The sequence below is a fragment of the Modicisalibacter ilicicola DSM 19980 genome (assembly GCF_900128925.1).
Taxonomy (GTDB): Bacteria; Pseudomonadota; Gammaproteobacteria; order Pseudomonadales; family Halomonadaceae; genus Modicisalibacter; species Modicisalibacter ilicicola.
The window spans coordinates 64,617-87,085 of the sequence record NZ_FQUJ01000016.1; the positions used below are offsets into that span (position 1 = coordinate 64,617).

The following is a 22,469-nucleotide window of genomic DNA, read 5'->3' on the forward strand; positions in this document are numbered from 1 at the left end:
CGTTCGTGGTATTTAAGGAGCGTGCTGGAACGATTCGCGCTCGAACAGCAGTGCCGCTTCGAGGTGTGCGGTCTGCACGAACATGTCGACCACGGCGGCTCGGGTGATGCGATAGCCGGCCTGCACCAGATGGGCCGCATCCCGTGCCAGGGTGGCCGGATCGCAGGAGACGTACAGAATCCGCGCCACCCGGCTCGTCGCCAGGGCGCGGCATGTGGCCTCCGCCCCGCCTCGCGGGGGGTCGAGCACGACGATATCGGGTAGCGGTTCGAGGGACGGGGGCTGATTCAGATCCCCCGTGTGCGACTCGATGTTCTTCAGACCATTGCGGCGGGCATTGTCCTGCAGTCGTTTCACCATCGTCGTGCTCCCCTCCACGCTGATGACCCGAGCCACGTGGGGTGCCAGTGCCAGCGTGAAATTCCCGGTACCGGCAAACAGATCCAGCACACGATCGCCGCTCGCCGGAGCGAGCCAATCGAGGGCCGTGGCAACCAGCGACTGGTTGGCTTCGGCGTTGACCTGGAGAAAGTCGCCCGGCGCAAACTCCAGCTCGAGATGCCTTTGGCCACTCTTCAGGGTATAGCTCAGGCGCGGCACTTTGCCGACCCACTGGAGCTCGGGTTGCTCACGCCCCCGCAGGAAGGCCAGCGACAACCGATGAGTGTCGGCCCATTGCCGCCAGCGGCGGGCATCGACGGGATCCGCACGCAACTGGCGCACCACGACGGCAACGGCCTCGTCACCGGCTAGCAGTTCGATATGCCCTACCTGTCGCGGCGCCTGGAGGGCATCCAGGCACTCACGCAGCGGGGTCAGCAGCCCCGCCAGTTCCGGCACCAGGATCGGGCAGTCGCGAATGTCGACCAGATGGCGACTGCCTCGGGCCCGGAAGCCGAGATGCACCTCCCCCTTGGCATCGACCTTGACCCCGAGTCGAGCGCGACGCCGATAGTCGAATGCTTCCCCGCCGAGTAGCCTCGGCGATACCTCGAGGGACACGCCCTGGCGGGCCAGCTGGTCGATCAGCACCTCGCGCTTGTGCTCGCGCTGGGCCTGCAAGGCCAGATGCTGCAGGTCGCAACCACCGCATTGGGCGTAATGGGGGCAAGGAGGCGATATACGCTCGGCGGAAGGCACCAGCAGCTCACGCAGGTGGGCTTCATCGAAGCGCTTGCGGCTGCGATGGATGGCCACCCTGACCCGTTCCCCGGGCAATGCCTGGGCCACGAACACGGTCTTGCCCGATGCATCGCGGGCAATGCCGCGACCATCATGGGCCAGGCGCAGGATGGTCAGCTCGTCCGGGCTCGAGTCTGCCGCCTCGGCTTCCGGACCGGATGATGCGCGGGAAACACGCAGCCCAGGCGCCCTGGCGGCGCGCCGTCTACCCAGCATGCCCATCGTCAGACTCCCGGCGCGAAGAGGCCCGTCGACAGGTAGCGGTCACCGCGGTCGCAGACGATGAAGACGATTACCGCATTCTCGACCTGCTCGGCGACGCGCAGCGCCCCGGCCAGGGAGCCGCCCGAGGAGACACCTGCCAGAATGCCTTCCTCGCGGGCCAGGCGACGCATGTGCTCCTCGGCTTCCTGCTGGCCGATGTCCAGCACGCTGTCCACCCGGGAAGCGTCGAAGATCCTCGGCAGGTAGGCCTCGGGCCAGCGGCGGATGCCGGCGATGCTGGCCCCATCCTCGGGCTGCAGGCCCACGATGCGGATGTCGGGATTGCGCTCCTTGAGAAAGCGGGAGACACCCATGATCGTGCCGGTGGTCCCCATGGAACTGATGAAGTGGGTGATCGTGCCTTCGGTCTGCCGCCACAGTTCAGGGCCGGTCGTGCGGTAGTGCGACAAGGGGTTGTCCGGGTTGGCAAACTGATCCAGGGGCTTGCCCTCGCCCCGCTCGATCATGTTCTGGGCGAGGTCCCGGGCGCCCTCCATGCCCGCCTCCTTGGAGACGGTCACCAGCTCGGCGCCATAGGCGGCCATGGCCTGCTTGCGTTCGCTCGAAGCGTTGTCGGGCATGATCAGTACCATGCGATACCCCTTGATGGCTGCCGCCATGGCCAGGGCAATGCCGGTATTGCCCGAGGTCGCCTCGATCAGCGTGTCTCCCGCGGCGATATCGCCTCTGGCCTCGGCCTCGCTGATCATCGACAGGGCCGGACGATCCTTCACGGAGCCGGCCGGGTTGTTCCCTTCCAGCTTGGCCAGGAGTGTATTGTTGTGACCGGCGTTGATACGCTGCAGACGCACGAGCGGCGTATTGCCGACCACACCTTCGAGGGTATGAAATTGCATGGGACCATCCTTCTGACGGCGGGAGACATGCCGCCACCGTCGGGTAAAAGACTGACTATCGACCACTGTCGCCTGCATTATATCCGTGCCGACCGTCACTGGACAGGCGGCCCCCGCGGATGTGCGATACTGCCTTGCCAGGTTCACCGCCGGACACTGCCATGCCGTTGAAGTATCGACTCCTGACCCTCGTGCTGGGCATCCCGTTGCTACTATTGATGCTCTACATCGGCTATCTGTTCCTGCAGGATCGACAGCAGCGTCGCGACATGCTGCAGGATCATCTGAATGACAGTGTCGAACTCCTGGCCCCCTCCCTGGCGCGCGCGTTGAACGGTGATCGCGAACGCCTGGAGCCGCTGCTGCAGCGGCTGCTGGATCTGCGTGAGGTCAGCTCCATCGTGCTGCGCGGAGGCGATGGGCAGGTGCTGGTCAGGCTCGGCGAGACTCAGCCTCTCCAGGGACTGCCGAGAAACAATCGGACACGCTTCATCGAAGAAGGCGATCAGTGGCGTCTCTTCAAGCCGCTGCCGATGATCCCCCTGTCCTGGGCGCGCCGGGACGAGTCGAGCCAGCCTCATTGGCTGGAGATGACCATCCGCGATACCGACCTGACCCTCGCGACCTATCGACAGTTGGCACACCATGCCCTCGCCTGGTTGGTCATGGCCGTGTTGTTGCTCGCCGTGGCCTATGGCATCCAGCGGCGGATCCTGCCCAATCTCAGGGCCCAGCGCTCGGCCTTGCAGCGGCTCATCGATGGCGAGTACGGCTACCGGGTTCGCGAAACGGGCCCGCGAGAACTTGCCTCCCTCGCCCGGGCCGTCAATCGCCTGGGAGAGCATCTGCTGCAGTCCCGAGAGGCCCAGCGCCTGCAGCTCGAGCAGAGCACCGCGGAGTTGCAGGAATCGATGGAAACCATCGAGATCCAGAACATCGAGCTCGACATGGCGCGGCGCCGCGCCTTGCAGGCTAACCGCATCAAGTCGGAATTCCTCGCCAACATGAGCCATGAGATCCGCACCCCGCTGAACGGCATCATCGGCTTCTGTCGCTTGCTCGGCCGCGGCCGCCTCGACAACCGGGAGCGGGAATGGCTCGAGCACATCGAGACGGCATCGAACAACCTGCTGACGCTCATCAATGGCATCCTGGATTTCTCCAAGATCGAAGCAGGCAAGCTCGAACTGGAAGCCGTGGCCTTCGACATGGTCGCCCTGGTCGACGAGGTCCTGACGCTGCAAGCGCCGGCTTCCCAGGAAAAGGATCTGCAGCTTCTGGGGCTGGTGTTCGACGACGTTCCCGCCGAGCTCGTCGGCGATCCCTACCGTATCAAGCAGGTACTGATCAACCTGGTCAGCAATGCCATCAAGTTCACCGACCGCGGGGAGGTCATCGTCCGGGTGCTCGTCGAGGAGGTCGAGGGCAATGCCACCACCCTGCGCATCAGGGTCAGCGATACCGGGATCGGCCTTCCGGCAGACATCCAGGAGCATCTGTTCAAACCCTTCAGCCAGGGCTCGCTCAGTCGTGCCCGACGCTACGGGGGGTCGGGGCTGGGTCTGATGATCTGCAAGCAACTGGTCGAACAGATGGGCGGCGAGATCACCGTTGCCAGCCAGCCCGAGGGAGGCAGCGAATTCAGCTTCACGCTGGCGCTGCATAGCCTGACCCCCGACACCGAACGCGCTCCGGAAGTCAGGCTTGCAGCGCCTCTGATCGCGCTGTGGGAGCCCCATGGGACGACACGTCAGGCCCTGGGCCATCAATTCAGGCGCTGGGGCGCGCGAGTCCGGATCATCGAACGTCAAGAAGAGAAGACGACGGCCGAGACGCCGGACCTGCTCGTGGTGAGCCTGGCCCGGAACGATCTGCACCGTGATGCCCTGCACAGCTGGGGCCAGTGCCTGGCGGCACTGGATTGCCCGGTGCTGGTGCTGGCCAATACCGATCCCTATGAACTGGCCGACCTGACGCTCCCCCCCGGTAGCGAAATTCTGTGCAAGCCGGTCCCCCGGGCGCGACTGTGTGAAGCCGTCAAGCGCACCCTGGCGGGCAAGCTCGACACGACCACCGCGCCAAGCCCTGATCTTCCTGACACCGGGGCTCGGAACGCCCGTGTCCTGATAGTGGACGACATCGCGTCCAACCGGCGTCTCGTCGAGGAGTTGCTACGTCAGGCGGGGGTCGAGCCACTGCTTGCCGAGAGTGGTGAAGAGGCCGTGGCCCTGGCCCACGACAGCAACGTCGATCTCGTCCTGATGGACATTCGCATGCCCGGCATGAACGGTGTCGACACCATGCGCGCATTACGCCGCCTCGGTGGACGCTGGGCGAATTGTCCGTTCGTCGCCCTGACCGCGCATGCCGTGGAGGGTGAAACGCGCTGGCTACTCGAGGCCGGCATGCAGGAGGTGCTGACCAAGCCCCTCGATGAGCAGGCCCTGGCCCGCGTATTGACCACCCACCTGGGCATGCCAGCCCCCTTCTTCGACAAGCCTGCCCCGCCGATCGCGAGCGACGATGAACCAGGCGACCTTCCGGTGGTGGACATGCAACTGGGACGGACCATGGCCGGCGGGCGGGCAGATATTGCCGAGGACACCCTGGAAATGCTGCTCGGCAGCCTGGACGACAGCGAGGCGGCGTTGCGGGAAAGCTTCGCCGCCGATGACGGGGAGGCGTTTCTCGATGCCGTGCACCGGCTCAATGGCGCCTGTCGCTATTGCGGCGTTCCGGAACTGGCACTGCTCAGCGAGACGCTCGAGACCCGGGTGAGGGCCCAGGGGCACCAAGCTGCGCAAGAGATGCTCGAGGATGTCTTCCGCGCCATGCAGCGCCTGCGTGAGTGGCAGGCATCACGCAGCCAGGCGTGACATCACTCGCAGCAACCCGCTTCATGCCCGTGGTCGTGCTCCTCCAGGGAAGCCACGAAACCCGCCTCGTGACCGGCGATCACCAGGCGCTTCATTTCGGCGACCGCCTCCTTCAACCCCACGAACAGCGCCCGGGCGATGATGGCGTGACCGATGTTGAGTTCGTTGAGTCCCGGGATCGCGGCGATCGCCTCGACGTTGTGATAGTGCAAGCCATGGCCGGCATTGACGACCAGCCCCAGTTCGCCGGCCAGTTCCACGGCAGCGGCGAGGCGCGCATGTTCGATGCGCGCCGTCTCGCCGCTGGCCTCGGCATAGGCGCCGGTATGCAGCTCGACCACCGGTGCCCCGGCCTCGAAGGCCGCCCGGATCTGTTCGGGGTCGGGGTCGATGAACAACGACACCTCGCAACCGGCGGCTGCCAGGCGCTGGCATGCCTGGGCGATGCGCGAGGCTCCGCTCACCACGTCGAGGCCACCCTCGGTGGTCAACTCCTCGCGTCTCTCGGGCACCAGGCAGACGTGCGCCGGCCGCACCCGTTCCGCCAACGCGATCATCTCCTCGGTGACTGCCATCTCGAGATTCATCCGGGTTGCGAGCACCTCGGCCAGCAGCTGTACATCGCGGTCCTGGATATGCCGACGGTCCTCGCGCAGGTGTACGGTGATACCGTCCGCACCGGCTTCCTCGGCCAGCAGCGCTGCCTGGACCGGGTCCGGGTAGCGGGTGCCACGGGCCTGCCTCAGGGTCGCGACATGATCGATATTGACGCCAAGCAACAGGCGCGGTGGTTGCATGGGGATTCTCCAGGTTTCAATTCGGCCGTCGCCGCGCGGCCAGTTGTGACATCAACTCTCGCGAACGCAAGGGCTTCGATCCCAGTAGCGGTGCGAGTGCGGCACGCGTCAACGATTTGGCCACACCGGCCAGGCCGGGCTGCGTCCAGCCATCCTGGGCCAGCAGGCGCAGGGTTCTCCCGTCGGCGCCCTGCTGCCCTTCACCGGCAGGGACGAAGCGACGACTCTCGGCACGATAGACGTAGCGACGCTGAGGGTCCAGTTCGCGCTCTTCTTCATCTCGGAACACCGGCTCGGCATCCAATGCTTCGAGGGTCGCGACCTCCAGCCGCCGCAGCGCCGGAGCACGTCGCTCGGGGGCCGGCAGTTCGCCGAGCAGGGCACCATAGAAAGCGAAGACCTCGCGCACCGGCAACAGCGGCGGTAACGCACGAGTCAGCAACTCGTTGGCATAGAGGCCACAAAGCAACCCTTCTCCGGCCAGCAGGGCCGTCGCCCCGGCGGACTCCATCAGCCGCAGGCGCTTGAGCTCGCCCTCCCCGATCCAGGTGACATGCAGCGGCGTGAAGGGCTGCAGCCGCGAGCGCGCCTTGCTGCCGGCCCGCTGGACACCCTGGGCCACGCCGCGCACCCGCCCATGCTCGAGGGTGATCAACTCGACCAGCGCACTGGTCTCCCGATAAGGACGCTTGTGAAGAAGGAAAGCCGGCTGAGGCTGCATCTCAAGTTCCTGACATTCGCCTGACCCTCGTCGAGCGATGGCCAGGCCAGGGTTGGCAAGGTCAGTCCAGGTCGTAGCCCAGGCTCTTCAGCGCCCTGTCATCGTCCGACCAACCACGCTTGACCTTGACCCATAGGTTGAGCATGACCTTGGCGCCGAGCGCCTTCTCCATCTCCAGGCGTGCCTCGCGACCGATCTTCTTGATGCGCTCGCCGTTCTCGCCGATCAGGATCTTCTTCTGCCCCGCGCGCTCGACCAGCATCAGGGCACTGATGTGCACGACACGGCCCTCGTCGCGGAATTCCTCGATCTCTACCGTCATCTGGTAGGGCAACTCGTCTCCCAGCTGACGCATGACCTTCTCTCGGACCAGCTCGGCCGCCAGAAAGCGCTGGCTGCGATCGGTGATCTGCTCCTCGGGGAAGTGGTGGACGCCTTCGGGCAGGTACTTGGCGACCTCCGCCTCGAGCTCGGGCACATTGGTGCCATGCTTGGCTGAAATGGGCAGGATGGCGGCAAATTCCCGCTTGGCTTGCAGCTGCTCGAGCCAGGGCAGCAGCTCGGCCTTGTTCTCGAGCCAGTCGACCTTGTTGAGCACCAGGATCACCGGCGCCTTGACGTGGGTAAGCTTGTCGAGCACCACGTCGTCCTCCCGGGTCCAGCGGGTGCGGTCGGCGATAAAGACCACGCAATCCACGTCGCGCAGCGCCTGGGTGGCCGCCTGATTCATGAAGCGATTGATCGCCTTGTTGCGGTCCCGGGTCTGGATGTGCATGCCGGGTGTGTCGACGTAGATGAACTGTGCCTCGCCCTCGGTCTTGATGCCCATCACCTGATGGCGCGTGGTCTGCGGGCGTCGCGAGGTGATCGATATCTTCTGCCCCAGGATCCGGTTCATCAGGGTCGACTTGCCGACGTTGGGGCGGCCGACGATGGCCACGAAACCACAGCGTTGCGTCATGGGCGGCCTCCTCTGGGCTCGATCAGGGACAGTGCCTTTTCGGCGGCTTCCTGTTCGGCGTGGCGACGACTCGTGCCGATGCCGACAGTATGCTCGTCGAGCAGCTGCACGTGACACTCGACGGTAAACGTCTGAGCATGTGCCTCGCCTTCCACCGAGACCACCTCGTACCGCGGCAATGCCGACTGGCGAGACTGCAGAAACTCCTGCAGCCGCGTCTTGGGGTCCTTCTGGGTATCCTGGAGGTTGATCGATTCGAGCCGGCTGGCGTACCAGGAAAGCACCCGGGCCCTGGCCTCCTGCATGCCGCCATCCAGGTAGATGGCGCCGATCACCGCCTCGACCGCGTCGGCCAGGATCGAGTCACGCCGATACCCACCGCTCTTCATCTCTCCCGACCCCAGGCGCAACTGCTCGCCAAGGCAGAACTCCCGAGCCAGCTCGGCCAGGGTCTTGCCCTTGACCAGTCGCGCCCGCAGCCGTGACAACTGGCCCTCCCGGGCTTGCGGGAACCGCTGGAACAAGGCCTCGCCGATCACGAAATTGACGATGGAATCGCCGAGAAATTCCAGGCGTTCGTTGTTGTCTCCACCGTAGCTGCGATGGGTCAGCGCCAGCGCCAGCAGGGCGGGATCGCGAAACGAATAGCCGATGTGGCGGCTGAAGGCCGTGTGGGAGGTACTCACGATGCTCCTACTTCTGTCGTTGCCGGGTAAAAGGGGTGGGTCGCGATGGGCTCATTCGATGCCACGCACCGAGGTGAAGCTGGGCAGTCCGCCATCCCAGTGCATCCACACGGCGAAGGCCTTGCCCACGATATTCTCCTCGGGGACGAAACCCCAGTAGCGACTGTCGTTGGAGTGATCGCGATTGTCACCCATCACGAAATAATGCCCCGCGGGTACCACTACCTCGCGCACCTGAGGCCCCGGGTCCCGAGGGTTGTTGTAAACCGCGTGAACCCGCTGGGCGAGTCGCTCCTGGAAGCGCTGTTCGCCCGGCGCCTCCGCCGGGCTGGCGTCGGTCAGTTGCTTCGGCACGGGCTCGCCGTTGACGTAGAGCTGCTTGCCTTCATAGCGAATCCGGTCGCCAGGCAGCCCGATGACACGCTTGATGAAATTGATGGTTGGCTCCTCCGGAAAACGGAAGACCATCACGTCGCCACGCTCCGGCTCTCCGAAATCGACGATCTCCGTGTGGGTCACCGGCAGGCGCAAGCCGTAGGTGTACTTGTTGACCAGGATGAAGTCGCCGATCTCCAGGGTGGGCCGCATCGACCCCGACGGAATCTGGAAGGGTTCCACCAGGAAGCTGCGCAACAGCAAAACGACCAGCAGCACCGGGAAGAACGAGCGGGAATAGTCGACCGGCCAGGGCTCCTTGCCGAGCTTGCGGCGGGTCTTGTCATCCAGCGTCGTGCCAGCTTCAGACTCCGCCCTGGCCAGCTTGTCGCGGCGCACACGTCGCCACCAGAGAATGTCCAGTAGCCATATCAATCCCGTGACGGCTACGGCCACCACTAACAGCAACGAAAAATCCATGGGTCGTCTTGGTCCTGAGGGTTCTTTGAATCAATCGTTAGTTTTCAGCACGGCCAGGAAAGCATCCTGTGGAATCTCCACCCGCCCGACCTGCTTCATGCGCTTCTTGCCCGCCTTCTGTTTCTCGAGCAGTTTCTTCTTGCGCGTCACGTCACCCCCGTAGCACTTGGCGGTGACGTTCTTGCGCAAGGCCTTGACCGTGGAGCGCGCCACGACCTGCCCACCGATCGCCGCCTGGATGGCCACATCGAACATCTGACGAGGAATCAGCTCCTTCATCTTCTCCACCAGCGCGCGACCGCGCCCGTGGGCGTGATCGCGGTGGATGATGGCTGCCAGGGCGTCGACCTTGTCGCCATTGATCAATACGTCCAGGCGTACCAGCTTGGCGGCCTCGAAACGCTCGAAACCGTAATCCAGGGAGGCATAGCCTCGGGAGATCGACTTGAGGCGGTCGAAGAAATCCATGACCACTTCACTCATCGGCAGTTCGTAGGTCAGCTGTATCTGGCTACCCAGAAACTGCATGTCGAGTTGAGTGCCACGTCGCTGTTCGCACTCGGCGATGACGTTGCCGACGAACTCCTGAGGAACCAGGATGCTGGCACGCACGATGGGCTCGCGCATCTCGTCGACGTTGGCCATGTCCGGCAGCTTCGATGGATTGGCGACGTAGCGTATCTCGCCATCGTCCATCGCCAGTTCGTAGACCACCGTGGGCGCCGTGGTCAGAAGATCCAGGTCGTACTCGCGCTCGAGACGCTCCTGGATGATCTCCATGTGCAGCGTGCCGAGGAAACCGACGCGAAAGCCGAAGCCCAGGGCATCGGAATTCTCCGGTTCATATTCCAGGGAAGCGTCATTCAGCGCAAGCTTCTCGAGGGCATCGCGAAACGCCTCGTAGTCGTCGGCACTCACCGGGAACATGCCGGCATAGACTTGCGGCTTGACCTTCTGGAAGCCCGGCAAGCGTTCGACATCCGGTGTCTTGGCATGCGTGATGGTGTCGCCCACCGGAGCACCATGGATATCCTTGATACCGGCGACCACGAAGCCGACCTCACCGGCTCGCAGGATGCCGGTCGGGCGACGCTTGGGGGTGAAGATACCCACTTCGGTGGCTTCCCAGTCCCGCTGGGTGGATTTCATGCGAATCTTGTCGCCCTTCTTCAGGGTGCCATCGAAGATCCGCACCAGCGACACGACACCGAGGTAGTTGTCGAACCACGAATCGACGATCAATGCCTGCAACGGCGCTTCGGCGCTCCCCCTGGGGCCCGGGATGTCACGCACCAGACGCTCGAGCAAGGCTTCCATGCCCAGGCCGGTCTTGGCCGACACCTGGCAGGCATCGACGGCATCGAGCCCGATGATTTCCTCGATCTCCTGGGCAACGCGATCCGGATCGGCCTGGGGCAGGTCGATCTTGTTGAGCACCGGCAGCACTTCGAGATTCTGGGCAATCGCGGTATAGCAGTTGGCGACGGACTGCGCCTCGACACCCTGGGCGGCATCGACGACCAGCAAGGCACCTTCACAGGCGTACAGCGAACGCGACACCTCGTAGGAGAAGTCGACATGCCCCGGGGTGTCGATGAAATTGAGCTGGTAGATTTCCCCACTCTCGGCACGGTAGTCCAGGGTCACCGATTGCGCCTTGATGGTGATGCCCCGCTCACGCTCGATATCCATCGAATCGAGCACCTGCTCCTTGAGCTCCCGCTCGGTCAGGCCACCACAGAGCTGGATGATACGATCTGCCAGGGTCGACTTGCCGTGATCGATGTGCGCGATGATCGAGAAGTTACGGATGTGCTTGATTCGATCGGAACTCGCCGTGTCTGCCATTGACTCTTTGTCCGCCATGATGAAATGCGCCCTACCATGCCGGAGAGCGCCAAAAATGTGTGGACATTGTACCGACTAGGCCCCGCCAAGGACAGAAGCGTCCGGGTCCACGTGGGGACAATACGATAACGGGGCCACCGCGGCCCCGTTACGCATGACATCGGTCGCCTGAACCGGCCGACGACTAATCCTCCTGATCGCCCAGGCGCAAGGCCACGAACAGCGAACGCCCGTCTCGGTAGAGGCGCAGGGGCACCGCGCGATTGCCCTCGATGCGGCTCACCACCTCGCTGAGACGCTTGCCGGAGTCGATGTCCTGCTGGTCGAGAGAGACGATGATGTCGCCGGGACGCACTCCAGCACTGGCCGCGACGCTACCCGGCGCCACCTGCTCGACCCGAACCCCGGAAGAGAGATTGAGCTCTTCGAGCTGCTCTTTCGCCAGGGGAGCGACCATCACCCCGAGACGGGTACGGGAATCATCCTTGTCCTGAGCCGACGCCATGGGCATCTCGTCGCTCGGCCAGTCGCCCACCGTGACGGTCTTGGTGATGCGCTTGCCTTCGCGCATCAACTCCAGCGTGACCTCGCTGCCCGGGTCGACCCGGCCGATCAGGCGCGGCAGGGTGCTGGAGCGATCGACCTCGTCCCCATTGACGGAAAGCACGATATCGCCGGCCTTCAGGCCTGCCTTGGCGGCCGGAGCGTCCGGCGCCACCTCGGCGATGAGCGCCCCTTGCGGCCCCTCGAGACCGAAGGATTCCGCGAGATCCTTGGACACGGGCTGGATCACCACGCCCAGCCAGCCACGGCTCACCCGGCCATCGGCCCGCAACTGATCGGCAATGTCCATGGCCACGTTGATCGGAATGGCGAAGGACAATCCCATGAAGCCGCCGCTGCGGGTGAATATCTGGGAATTGATGCCGACCACCTCGCCATCCAGGTTGAACAGCGGCCCGCCGGAGTTGCCCGGGTTGATCGCGACATCGGTCTGGATGAATGGAACGTAGGCATCGCTGGGCAGCGTCCGGTTGATGGCGCTGACGATTCCCGCGGTCACCGAGTGGTCGAAACCGAAGGGGGAGCCGATGGCGGCCACCCATTCGCCCACCTCGAGCTGTTCGGAATCCCCCAGTTCGAGAGTCGGCAGATTCTCGCCCTCGATCTTGAGCAGAGCGACGTCGGTCTTGGCATCGGCGCCGATGAGTTCCGCGTCGAGCTCTCGACGATCGTTCAGGCGTACCACGATCTCATCGGCACTCTCGACCACGTGAGCATTGGTCAGTACGTAACCGTCCTTGCTGATGATGAACCCGGAGCCCAGGGATTGCCGCTCCTGGCGCCGCCCCGGGCCGCCCTGACCATGCCCCGGCGGCATTTGATCCTCGAAGAAACGCCGGAAGAACTCGGGAATTTCTTCTCCGCCGAACTCACCGAAGGGCATGGCGCGCTGCTCCACTTCCCGGGTGCTGGAGATGTTGACGACGCCGGGTGCTGCCTGCTTGACCAACTCCGTGAAATCAGGCAGTTCCCGCGCCTGGGCAGCCTGCGCGGCGAACGCCATCATCATGAGCATCAGCCACAGGGAAAGGTATCGTGTGATACGTTGCATTGAGTACTCCTGGTTACCTGCTTCATGCAATACGGTGCTGTGATGTCCCGATGAAGTCGCGGGCAGCCTCACCGGGCCTGCCCGCGCCCGGAAACATTGGATATCGGTGTAGATCGAGAGTTCAGTGGCCACGAGAAAACCCATCGGCGTCGTTGCGGGAAACCGTCCGAGAGTCCACTGCCAGCAGTATAGGATGGTGACGGCGACGATGCCGCTGAAGCCAGTGGTGGCTCAACAGGCAACCGCCGAGCAGTCCGGCCACGAACGTCAGCGGAACGCCGGCATGGGCCAGTGCCAGCGCCTCGGCGAGCCCACCAGCCAGAATGGCGGTCAGCAACGGCAGGCCATAGACGATCAGGGCACCTTGCAAGAAGCCCCTTGCCGGCACGCCCAGGCGAAGGTGATCGCCAATTCGCAGTGGCGTACTCGTATGGATCGGCAATCGCGGCGCCCGCTTTCGCGCCAGCAGACCGGCACCGCAGCTTGGAGTGGTGCATCCGCCGCAGCCGGCCTGGGGCTTTGCCTCGACCCATGCCCCCCCGTCAAAGAGCGCGACGACCACGGCACGCTCCTCCAGCCATTGCGTCGAAGCCGGCGGCGACAGCCCCTGCTCGTTCATGGCCCGGGCTCTCGCTGGGCACGTTCGACGCTGCGGTACTGCAGCTGAGAGGCGACCCGATGCAGCACTTCGGGGGGCAGCTCACCCATCACCACGACCTGCATGACGCGATCGTTCATGCTCAGGTGTCGTACGGCGGCATGGGAGATGCCAAGGCGATGGAGGCCGGGCAACAATGCCTTGGAGCCTTCCTCCAGCGGCTCGACGAACAGGCTGAAACTCGACAGACCGTCGCTGTACAGCCTGTGGCTCACGGTCTTTCCGGAGAAACCGGGGGACGGTGGGAGCGGTGCAAGCGTGTACCCCGCCGGCAACCATCCTGGCTGCCAAGGGCCCAGCGGCATGTCGTGCACTGGCTCGAGCGCGACCGGCTTGTCATAGAGTGTCGGCTTGTCCAGTTCCGTCATCTGGAAGGTTTCCAGGATCTGCCCTTCGCCATCGATCAGGTTCTGCTTGAGGGGCAATCCGGTTTCCCTGTCGAGCCATAGGCGATGTCCATAACGAAACTCATCCAGCGGCTGGACATCCAGGCGCATGCTGGAACGCCCGGCAATACGCTCTTCACCACCGAGAGTCAGGCGGTAGTAGCGTTCGACATGGTCAAGATCAGCCGCCTGCGAACCACCCGCGGCCCGATTGATCAGAACCGCGTTGCGGCCGACACGGCCGTAACGCTCGTAGACGACCGCGGGGCCGTCCAGATAACTGGCCACCTCGCGCACGACGCCATCATGAATTTCATGGACCAGAGCCAGGGTGCGCACCCCCTCTCGGCTGATACGCACGGCCCGCGCCTGGAATAGATAGCACTGACTGGCCAGCATGCTGCGCTCGAGCCAATCGACGGGTGTTGTCGGCATTTCGGCTTCGGCCAGTCGTTGACAATCGAAGCTGTTATCGGTATCGGTGGAGGCGACGGCAGAAGGCGAAACCACCGTCGTCATGAGAAGCAGCAATGCGGCCCCCCCGAGAGCCGCTGTTCGAAGCGGCACCGCCATCAGCGACTACCCAGCGTTTCCTGGGAAGAGGCACGCAGCAGGGGTATCCAGGCCTCGCCCGAACGATGGGCCGCGCCTTCGGCATGTCGCTCGAGATAGTTTTGCAGCAACCGCGCCTGTTCGCGTTCCGCTCGGGCAGACTGCCGCTGCTGGGGTGCCATGAACAACGGCATGTCGATATCTGCTCCTACCTCCATCAAGCCACTGCCGAGTGAGGACGGCGTGCGAAACGCAGGCAGCTCGGTCACGGAACGCGGGGGCAAGGAAGTGCCATTCGAAAGCGAGGCGGGCTGAGCGCCCTGGCCAGCGCCGGAACTCGCCTGACGGGTCGTGGCACTGTCGGCACTGCTGCTGGCCATGTCGGGCGAGGTTCCGGAGTCACCACCGTTGTAGAACTGCACGCCGGTGATCACCATCAGGGAAACCGCAGCTGCCACGGCGGCACTGCCGGCAAAGGACAAGCCACCCGAGCGGGCAGGCACGTCCTGGCGGGCAGGCCCGTCCTGGGAGGAGCCTTGGGGGGCCGGCTCGGTTTTGAGCGAAGCGAACACGCGTTCCGAGATATCGCTGGACACGTCGATGGAGTGATCACGATGCATCAGACTTCGCGCCAGATGATAGCGTCGCCACGCCTGAATATCGTCCGGTGCAGTGTCGGCGGTTTTCAACACACGACGTAATTCAAGCTCATCGCCTTCATTGTCCATCAACGCGGACAGCGACTCGCGCAAATTGTCCTTCATCTCACACCCTCACATTCGACAAGACGAATAGCCGATAACGCTTCGGCTCATTATTATCGAAACACCGTTCTCTAAAGCCTGGACACGAGTTCTGCCGTCAGACCTGTTTCCCCCCGCACCCGCAGGTGCGAACAACTCCTATGACGTCAGAACGAGCAGACAGTTCAGTGTTTTTCCAAAAATTTCCGGCCACTTACTCATGAATCACATCCTGGCTTCCCACGGTATCGAGCAACGGCTGAATATGCTTGTCCACGGCTTCCCTGGCACGAAAGATGCGTGAGCGCACCGTGCCCACGGGGCACTGCATGATGGCGGCGATATCCTCGTAGGAAAGACCATCGAGTTCCCGAAGCGTGATGGCAGTGCGCAGGTCTTCGGGGAGGCGTTCTATCGCTTCGAAAACGGCGGTTTCCAGTTGGTCCCGGGCAATGGAAGCTTCCGGTGTCTCGATGTCGGACAGACGGCCACTGTGATCCAAGATCTCGGCATCCCCGATGTCCAGATCGCTTCCCGGTGGCCGACGCCCCTTGGACACCAGGTGATTCTTTGCCGTGTTGATCGCGATGCGGTACATCCAGGTGTAAAAGGCGCTTTCCGCCCGAAACTTGCCCAGGGCACGATAGGCCTTGATGAAGGCTTCCTGAGCGACGTCCTGGACTTCGGCATGGTCATGCACGTAGCGCCCGATGAGCCCGATGATCTTGTGCTGGTACTTCTTTACCAGCAGATCGAAGGCGCGGGTATCACCTTGCTGAGCGCGCTCCACGAGTTGCTGATCGGTTTCCCTGTTGCCCATTCAGCCCCTCCCGTACGGGCAAGTTGAAACACGTGAGATAGCAGCGCACTGGTGCTGGATCGACAAGGTCTCTCCCATTGCAGTCATGTAGCAGACTCGTGGCAGGAGGCTGGTGGAATGGCTGTGCATAGTGTTCCTGTTTCTCGGCATCGCATCAAGCCGTCCCAGCCGGATGGTACCGCGAATGACGAGGACGAACCGCCTCGAATCATTGATTTTTCCACGGGCGACAAGCGATAGTAGACAACATTGCCCCTCAGCGCGAATCGTCACAGGTATCTGAATGTCCGATCAACAGGTTAACAATCTCAACGTCCTCGCCCAGGACGTCCTGATCACGCCGGAAGCCTTGAAAAAGGAGATCCCGCTATCCCCGGCGGCGGAAAGGACCGTCATCGACGGTCGTCACACCATACAGCGCATCCTTGACGGCACTGACCCCCGGCTTTTGATGGTCGTGGGCCCCTGCTCGATTCATGATGTCGAGGCCGCCCGGGACTACGCGCGCCACCTGAAGCGCCTGGCGGACGAGGTCAGCGATAGCCTCTATATCGTGATGCGGGTCTATTTCGAGAAGCCCCGCACTACCGTGGGCTGGAAAGGTTTGATCAACGATCCGCATCTCAACGGTTCCTTCGAGATCGAGGAAGGCCTGCATATCGCGCGCCGCCTGCTCGTGGAACTCTCCGAGATGGGGCTGCCCCTGGCCACCGAAGCGCTCGACCCCATTTCTCCCCAGTACCTACAGGACTGCATCAGCTGGTCGGCGGTGGGCGCCCGCACCACCGAGTCCCAGACCCATCGGGAGATGGCCTCCGGGCTCTCTTGCCCGGTCGGCTTCAAGAACGGTACCGACGGCAGCCTGGACGTCGCGATCAACGCCCTGCAGTCCGTGGCCCACTCCCACAACTTTCTCGGCATCGACCAGGCCGGCCAGGTCGCGATCATTCGCACCCGCGGCAATGCCTACGGTCATGTGGTGCTGCGCGGCGGCAACGGCAAGCCCAACTACGACAGCGTCAGCGTGACCCTGGCCGAACAGGAGCTGAAGAAGGCCGGCCTCAAGGCCAACATCATGATCGACTGCTCCCATGCCAATTCCAACAAGGACCCTGCCCTGCAGCCCCTGGTGATGGAAAACGTCACCAACCAGATCCTCGAGGGCAATCATTCGATCATGGGACTGATGGTCGAGTCCCACCTGGGCTGGGGCAGCCAGAAGATGCCCGAGGATCGCAGTCAGTTGCAGTATGGCGTGTCGATCACCGATGCCTGCATCGACTGGGATACCACGGAAAGAACCTTCCACGACATGGCCGAGAAGCTCCGCCCGGTGCTGGGCCAGCGTCGGGACGCGGCCTGAAACTCGTTGCACGGCCCTGCGACAACGGGCCTGCCGCACCATCGGCGGGCCCGCTTGCCTTGCTCAGGGGTCAACGAGGGAGTCAGGTGGGATCAACCTTGTACCACGCCATCGATTTCACGCCGGAACGGGGGCAAGGAGTCGAGTAGCGCCCGTCCGTAGCGACGCGTCAAGACACGCCGGTCGAGCAGCGTGATGCGGCCCTGATCGGCCTCCTTGCGAATCAGTCGACCGCAGGCCTGAACCAGCTTGATCGAGGCGTCGGGCACGCTGATGCGCATGAAGGGATTGCCGCCACGGCTTTCGATCCATTCGGCCAGGGTCGCTCCGACCGGATCATCGGGCACCGCGAAGGGCAAGCGGGTGACCACCACATGCGTCAAGTAGTCGCCGGGGAGATCGATGCCTTCGGCAAAGCTGGCGAGCCCGAAGATCACACTGCTCTCGCCGGCATCGACACGCTTGCGGTGACGGTCGATCAGCTCGCGCTTGGGCAATCGGTCCTGGGCCAGCACACGCTCGCGATGCGCCTTGGGCAACGCCTTTTCCACCGCACGCAACTGGGCCCGGGACGAGAACAGCACCAGCGCTGCCTCCTGCTGCTTCAGGGCAGCCACGAAATCGACAATGGCACGCTCGTGGGCATCGCGATCGCTGGGGTCCACCGCCTCCTTGGGCACGCTGAGCACCGCCTTGGAATAATCGAAGGGGCTCGGCAGGCATTGGTAGCGATAACGATTGGCAAGCCCTGCTCGCTCCTGCAATCGCTCGAAGCGGCCCAGCGCGGTCAGGGTGGCCGAGGTGATCACGGCCCCGTAGCAGCTGCCCCAGAGATGACGCGCGAGGGTTTCCGCCGCCGAGACCGGACTGGCCGACAAGGTCAGCTCCGCATCGCCCCCCTGCTGGTCGAAGGTCAGCCAGCGCGCCTGAGGCGGCTCTCCCGGTGTATCTTCGGCGGCCATGGCCTGCCATAGCGCATGGGCCTCGAGGGCACGCCCTTGCAGCAGGGCTACCAGTGGCAGCCAGGGCTCGGCCTGCTCGCGTGCAAGCCCGGTGGCCTTGTCCGGGTCGAGGCTCTCGCGCAGGATGTCGGCCATGCTCTCGAGGTTGCGTGCCAATTCGGCAAAGGGCACGACCAGCCCCGAAGCCAGATCGCGCAGGGCCGCCGGTGCACGTCCTTGGACGAAACGGTGATGACGCGCCTCGTCTCCCGCCCCGTTGGGCAGTTCGGCCAATTGATGCCCTAGCCCGTAGGCCTCCCCCAGGCGCGGCTCGATACCAGCGATCGACTCGGGAAAACCGGCCAACAGGCGGGCAAGCGTCGGCTGAGAAGCCAAGGCGGCGTTCAGCTCGGTCAGCGATTTCTTGAGGGTACGCAGCCAGCGCAGGGTCGCATTGATGCCAAGGCGATGGTGAAAGTGCTCCAGCGCCTTGTCCGGCAGGTGGTGCCCTTCATCGAAGATGTAGATGCACTCCTTGGGAGAGGGCAGGACCACGCCACCGCCAAGGGAAAGATCGGCGAGCACCAGGTCGTGATTGGCGACGATGATGTCGGCCTGATCGAGATGGCGCCGGGCACGGAAAAACGCACAGGCCCCGAAGTGGCCGCAGCGTCGGTTGGTGCACTGGCGATGGTCCGTGGTCAACTGCCGCCAGCTGCCCTCCTCGATGGCTACCGGCCAGCTGTCGCGATCCCCCTCCCAGCGCCCGTTGCCATAGGCCTCGGCCATCTGCTGGACCAGCGCCTGGAAGTCGTCGCCCTCCCGGGACGCCAGGGCCTGCTCGAACAGCGACAGCGTGGGATTGTCCTCCACGCCATCCAGGGCCTGGTCGAGCTTGGCCACGCAGAGATAGCGGCCGCGACCCTTGGCGAGCGCAAAGTCGAAGCTCAGGCCACTGTGCTTCTTGAGCGCGGGAAGATCCTGGTGCAGCACCTGCTCCTGCAATGCCACGGTGGCGGTCGAGACGATTAGTCGCTTGCCGCGGGCCTGGGCCACGGGCAATGCCGACAGCAGATAGGCCAGCGTCTTGCCGGTACCGGTCCCGGCCTCGAGCACGCAGACATGCTCGTTGGAGAGCCTGCGGCCGCTTTCATCGGACTCGATGCCGGCCAGGGTACGGGCGATCTCGGCGATCATCAGGCGCTGGCCATAGCGCGGCGTCAGGTCGAGCCCCTCGAGCACCCGGCGATACGCAGCCTGGATCTCTTCCTTCAGCGCCTCGTCGAGCATCGCCTACAGCAATCCTTCCGGCGGATGCTCGCAGGGCAACTTGTCGTTGATGAAGTTCTCGATCTCTGGCAACGAGAAGGCGTCTTCCTCGCCGACGAAGCTGATCGACACGCCCTTGGCGCCGGCACGCCCGGTACGACCGATGCGATGCACGTAGTCCTCGGGGTCTTCCGGCAAGGTGTAGTTGATCACATGGCTGACATCGTCGATGTGGATGCCGCGACCGGCCACGTCGGTGGCCACCAGTACCGTAAGCTCCCCTTCACGGAAACGCTCCAGGGTCTTGATGCGCTGGTTCTGGGGCACGTCACCGGAGAGCATGGCGACGTCGACGCCTGCCTTGCGCAGATGGTCATCGAGCTTACGCACCAGGTCACGGCGATTGCCGAAGACCATCACCCGGTCGAAGCTTTCCTGCTTGAGCAGGTTGACCAGCAGACGCTGCTTGTCGTCGTCGCTGACCATGTAGACACGCTGGTCGATGTCGGCGGCGTTGTCGACGGTGACCTCGATCTCGATGTGCGCCGGCTGGTGGGTCCACTGACTGGCCAGGTTGAGAATGTCCTGGGTGAATGTCGCCGAGAACAGGAAGGTCTGACGCTCTTCCTTCTTCGGTGTGTGGCGAATGATGCGCTTGACGTCGGGGATGAATCCCATCGACAGCATGCGATCCGCCTCGTCGAGCACCAGCACCTCGACCTGGGTCAGATCGACGTCGCGCTTCTGATGGAAATCGAGCAGACGCCCCGGGGTGGCCACCAGGATATCCAGCTTCTTGGCGAGATTGTCGCGCTGCTTCTGGTAATCCATGCCTCCCACCACACTGGCAACGTTCAGCGAGGTGAAGCGAGCCAACGCCTTGGCATCCTTCTCGATCTGCAGGGCCAGCTCCCGGGTCGGCGCCACGATCAGTGCGCGCGGGGCACCGGTCTTCTGGCCGTCCGGCGCCTCCTCCTCGAGAAAATAGGCCAGCATGGAAATCAAGAAGGCAGCCGTCTTGCCCGTGCCGGTCTGCGCCTTGCCGACCACATCGCCTCCCAGCAGCGTATGGGCCAGCGCCTCGGCCTGGATCGGCGTGCAGTACTCGAAGCCCAGGGCGTGGATGGCGTGCATCAGCGGCAGGGGCAGATCGAAGTCATGAAAGCGCCATTTACCCGCCACCGGCGTGACCTGGAAGTGACGCAGATCCCAGTTGGTCTGGGACTTGCGCGGCTTGCGACGCCGCCGCTTGGGTCGACGGTTCTGGGCCGGCGTGGGGGTCTTCTCCGACTCACTCATAGGCGTGGGGTCATGTTCCGTTGTTGGATGGGTAATGAAAGACAGCGGCCATTGTAACAGTCCTTGGCGACGAGGGCGCCACCCCGTCTCGATCCGAATGCCTCGGCGGTCGGCACACCCCCTGCGAGACTGGTAGAATCGACGCAACCGATTCAGGAAGACGACCATGACCCGCAAGAAGAAGACCCGCTCACTGGCCGACAAGGTCACCCTGCGCACCGGCCGACGCAAGGACTATCGCAAGTGGCGCCACGAGAACCCCGAAGAACTGGCGCCTTCGAACCGATACGTCCAGAAAAAGCGTCGGCAGCGCAAGGCCCAGGCGGCGAACAAGCTGGCACGACAGCGGAGCGCCCCGACTCTGGAGTTGCATCCACGACGCGATGATAACGATAACGACGGAGCCTCCTGATGCGGCTGGTGTCATTCAACATCAATGGACTGCGGGCGCGTCTTCACCAGCTCCAGGCGTTGGTCGAAGCGCATGCGCCAGACATCATCGGCTTGCAGGAAACCAAGGTTCACGATGACGAATTCCCCCTCGAGGCGGTGCGCCAGCTGGGCTATCACGTCTACCATCACGGCCAGAAAGGCCACTATGGTGTCGCCCTGCTCTGCCGCCAGGAGCCAGATACCCTGTTCTATGGCTTTCCCGATGACGGCGAGGATGCCCAGCGCCGCCTGATCGGCGCCCGCCTGGTCGGCAGCGATGGTGAGTCGTTGATCGTCTGGAACGGGTATTTCCCTCAAGGCGAGAACATCGACCACCCGACCAAGTTTCCCTGCAAGCAGCGCTTCTATTCCCGGCTCGCCAGGCTGCTCGAAGAGGAGCATCGACCGCAGCAGCGCATCGCCATCATGGGCGATTTCAACATCTCGCCCGAGGACATCGACATCGGCATCGGCGACGCCAATCGCAGGCGCTGGCTACGCGAAGGCAAGACGAGCTTTCAACCCATCGAACGCGAATGGCTCGGGCGCCTCAAGACATGGGGCCTGCAGGATTGCTACCGTCTGCGCCATCCCGAGGTGAACGACCGTTTCAGCTGGTTCGATTATCGCTCCAGGGGCTTCGAGCGCGACCCCAAGCGCGGGCTGCGCATCGACTACATCCTGGTCAGCCCTTGCCTGGCCGACAAGGTGACGGATGCCGGGATCGACTATGACCTGCGCGGCATGCCGAAGCCCTCGGATCATGCGCCGGTGTGGGCCGATCTCGATCTTGCTCGATAGTCGAAACTCTGGTTCTGGTGGGCGCCCGATCGAGCGGGTGGTGGCAATGCTTTCATCGCTCGCTGAAGCGAGCTCCTACAGATGGTTGATATTAAAGGGTTTGCAGGAGCCCGATTCATCGGGCGATGATGACACTCCATCGCCCGCCTTCAAACTACAGCTTCCTACAGCTTCTGCTCGAACTCGGGCAGGATTTCGAACAGGTCACCGACGAGACCATAATCCGCAACCTGGAAGATCGGGGCGTCCTCGTCCTTGTTGATGGCGACGATCACCTTGGAGTCCTTCATCCCCGCCAGGTGCTGGATGGCCCCCGAGATGCCCACGGCGATGTACAGCTCCGGGGCGACGATCTTGCCGGTCTGGCCGACCTGGTAGTCGTTGGGCACGAAGCCGGCGTCCACCGCGGCCCGGGAGGCACCGATGGCGGCACCGAGCTTGTCGGCGATGCCTTCGAGCAGCTTGAAGTTGTCGCCGCTGCCCATGCCGCGCCCGCCGGAGACGACCACCCGGGCACCACCCAGCTCGGGACGCTCGCTCTTG

20 protein-coding genes are annotated in these 22,469 nt (G+C 63.7%); 4 read left to right on the forward strand and 16 right to left on the reverse strand.

Annotated features, from left to right (window positions below):
• Nucleotides 1-12: 12 nt before the first annotated feature.
• Nucleotides 13-1,404 carry a 23S rRNA (uracil(1939)-C(5))-methyltransferase RlmD gene (gene rlmD, locus BUA41_RS15765; RefSeq protein ID WP_072824597.1) on the reverse strand — a complete coding sequence of 464 codons (1,392 nt, stop codon included), beginning with the start codon at nucleotides 1,402-1,404 and terminating at the stop codon, nucleotides 13-15.
• Between the two features lie 2 nt (nucleotides 1,405-1,406).
• The gene (gene cysM, locus BUA41_RS15770; RefSeq protein ID WP_072824599.1) at nucleotides 1,407-2,303 is read right to left on the reverse strand and encodes a cysteine synthase CysM; all 897 of its coding nucleotides are present in this window, start codon (nucleotides 2,301-2,303) and stop codon (nucleotides 1,407-1,409) included.
• 161 nt (nucleotides 2,304-2,464) lie between these two features.
• On the opposite strand from cysM, the gene BUA41_RS15775 reads away from it, so the two are divergent.
• Nucleotides 2,465-5,179 (forward strand): ATP-binding protein, encoded by a 2,715-nt coding sequence (locus BUA41_RS15775; RefSeq protein WP_072824601.1) that lies wholly within the window; start codon nucleotides 2,465-2,467, stop codon nucleotides 5,177-5,179.
• Between the two features lie 2 nt (nucleotides 5,180-5,181).
• Here the strand turns inward: BUA41_RS15775 and pdxJ are convergent, their stop codons facing one another.
• The 11 genes from pdxJ to rpoE form a co-directional block, all read right to left on the reverse strand.
• A complete protein-coding gene (pdxJ, locus tag BUA41_RS15780; RefSeq protein WP_072824603.1) occupies nucleotides 5,182-5,976 on the reverse strand; it encodes a pyridoxine 5'-phosphate synthase in 795 nt (264 codons plus the stop codon).
• A gap of 16 nt (nucleotides 5,977-5,992) precedes the next feature.
• Nucleotides 5,993-6,697 carry a DNA repair protein RecO gene (recO, locus tag BUA41_RS15785; protein ID WP_072824605.1) on the reverse strand — a complete coding sequence of 235 codons (705 nt, stop codon included), beginning with the start codon at nucleotides 6,695-6,697 and terminating at the stop codon, nucleotides 5,993-5,995.
• A 61-nt stretch (nucleotides 6,698-6,758) separates the two neighbouring features.
• Nucleotides 6,759-7,658: a GTPase Era gene (gene era / locus BUA41_RS15790; protein WP_072824607.1), complete on the reverse strand. Its 900-nt coding sequence runs from the start codon at nucleotides 7,656-7,658 to the stop codon at nucleotides 6,759-6,761.
• The gene (gene rnc / locus BUA41_RS15795; RefSeq protein ID WP_072824609.1) at nucleotides 7,655-8,344 is read right to left on the reverse strand and encodes a ribonuclease III; all 690 of its coding nucleotides are present in this window, start codon (nucleotides 8,342-8,344) and stop codon (nucleotides 7,655-7,657) included. Before rnc ends, era begins: the two co-directional genes overlap by 4 nt.
• Before the next feature lie 51 nt (nucleotides 8,345-8,395).
• A complete protein-coding gene (gene lepB, locus BUA41_RS15800) occupies nucleotides 8,396-9,199 on the reverse strand; it encodes a signal peptidase I (RefSeq protein WP_072824611.1) in 804 nt (267 codons plus the stop codon).
• Nucleotides 9,200-9,229: 30 nt separating this feature from the next.
• Nucleotides 9,230-11,047 carry a translation elongation factor 4 gene (lepA, locus tag BUA41_RS15805; protein WP_072824613.1) on the reverse strand — a complete coding sequence of 606 codons (1,818 nt, stop codon included), beginning with the start codon at nucleotides 11,045-11,047 and terminating at the stop codon, nucleotides 9,230-9,232.
• 184 nt (nucleotides 11,048-11,231) lie between these two features.
• On the reverse strand, nucleotides 11,232-12,662 hold the full coding sequence (locus BUA41_RS15810) for a DegQ family serine endoprotease (protein ID WP_072824616.1): 1,431 nt from the start codon (nucleotides 12,660-12,662) through the stop codon (nucleotides 11,232-11,234).
• 121 nt (nucleotides 12,663-12,783) lie between these two features.
• A complete protein-coding gene (locus tag BUA41_RS15815) occupies nucleotides 12,784-13,281 on the reverse strand; it encodes a SoxR reducing system RseC family protein (RefSeq protein WP_072824618.1) in 498 nt (165 codons plus the stop codon).
• Complete coding sequence (locus tag BUA41_RS15820) at nucleotides 13,278-14,237, reverse strand: MucB/RseB C-terminal domain-containing protein (protein WP_245791940.1); 960 nt, start codon at nucleotides 14,235-14,237, stop codon at nucleotides 13,278-13,280. Before BUA41_RS15820 ends, BUA41_RS15815 begins: the two co-directional genes overlap by 4 nt.
• A gap of 41 nt (nucleotides 14,238-14,278) precedes the next feature.
• Nucleotides 14,279-15,022, reverse strand: coding sequence for a sigma-E factor negative regulatory protein (locus BUA41_RS15825; protein WP_072824622.1), 744 nt, complete (start codon nucleotides 15,020-15,022; stop codon nucleotides 14,279-14,281).
• Nucleotides 15,023-15,215: 193 nt separating this feature from the next.
• Nucleotides 15,216-15,821, reverse strand: coding sequence for an RNA polymerase sigma factor RpoE (gene rpoE, locus BUA41_RS15830; RefSeq protein WP_072824624.1), 606 nt, complete (start codon nucleotides 15,819-15,821; stop codon nucleotides 15,216-15,218).
• A gap of 283 nt (nucleotides 15,822-16,104) precedes the next feature.
• On the opposite strand from rpoE, the gene BUA41_RS15835 reads away from it, so the two are divergent.
• On the forward strand, nucleotides 16,105-17,184 hold the full coding sequence (locus BUA41_RS15835) for a 3-deoxy-7-phosphoheptulonate synthase (RefSeq protein WP_072824626.1): 1,080 nt from the start codon (nucleotides 16,105-16,107) through the stop codon (nucleotides 17,182-17,184).
• Between the two features lie 92 nt (nucleotides 17,185-17,276).
• Here the strand turns inward: BUA41_RS15835 and dinG are convergent, their stop codons facing one another.
• Nucleotides 17,277-19,415, reverse strand: coding sequence for an ATP-dependent DNA helicase DinG (dinG, locus tag BUA41_RS15840; RefSeq protein ID WP_072824628.1), 2,139 nt, complete (start codon nucleotides 19,413-19,415; stop codon nucleotides 17,277-17,279).
• 3 nt (nucleotides 19,416-19,418) lie between these two features.
• Nucleotides 19,419-20,693, reverse strand: a complete 1,275-nt coding sequence (gene rhlB, locus BUA41_RS15845; RefSeq protein WP_072824630.1) for an ATP-dependent RNA helicase RhlB — start codon at nucleotides 20,691-20,693, stop codon at nucleotides 19,419-19,421.
• A gap of 166 nt (nucleotides 20,694-20,859) precedes the next feature.
• On the opposite strand from rhlB, the gene BUA41_RS15850 reads away from it, so the two are divergent.
• Together BUA41_RS15850 and xthA are read left to right on the forward strand one after the other, a co-directional pair.
• Nucleotides 20,860-21,105, forward strand: coding sequence for a hypothetical protein (locus tag BUA41_RS15850; protein WP_072824632.1), 246 nt, complete (start codon nucleotides 20,860-20,862; stop codon nucleotides 21,103-21,105).
• Nucleotides 21,105-21,926 carry an exodeoxyribonuclease III gene (gene xthA / locus BUA41_RS15855; RefSeq protein WP_072824634.1) on the forward strand — a complete coding sequence of 274 codons (822 nt, stop codon included), beginning with the start codon at nucleotides 21,105-21,107 and terminating at the stop codon, nucleotides 21,924-21,926. Before BUA41_RS15850 ends, xthA begins: the two co-directional genes overlap by 1 nt.
• A gap of 164 nt (nucleotides 21,927-22,090) precedes the next feature.
• Here the strand turns inward: xthA and BUA41_RS15860 are convergent.
• A partial coding sequence (locus BUA41_RS15860) for an FAD-binding protein (protein ID WP_217652835.1) occupies nucleotides 22,091-22,469 on the reverse strand: 379 nt, incomplete at its 5' end.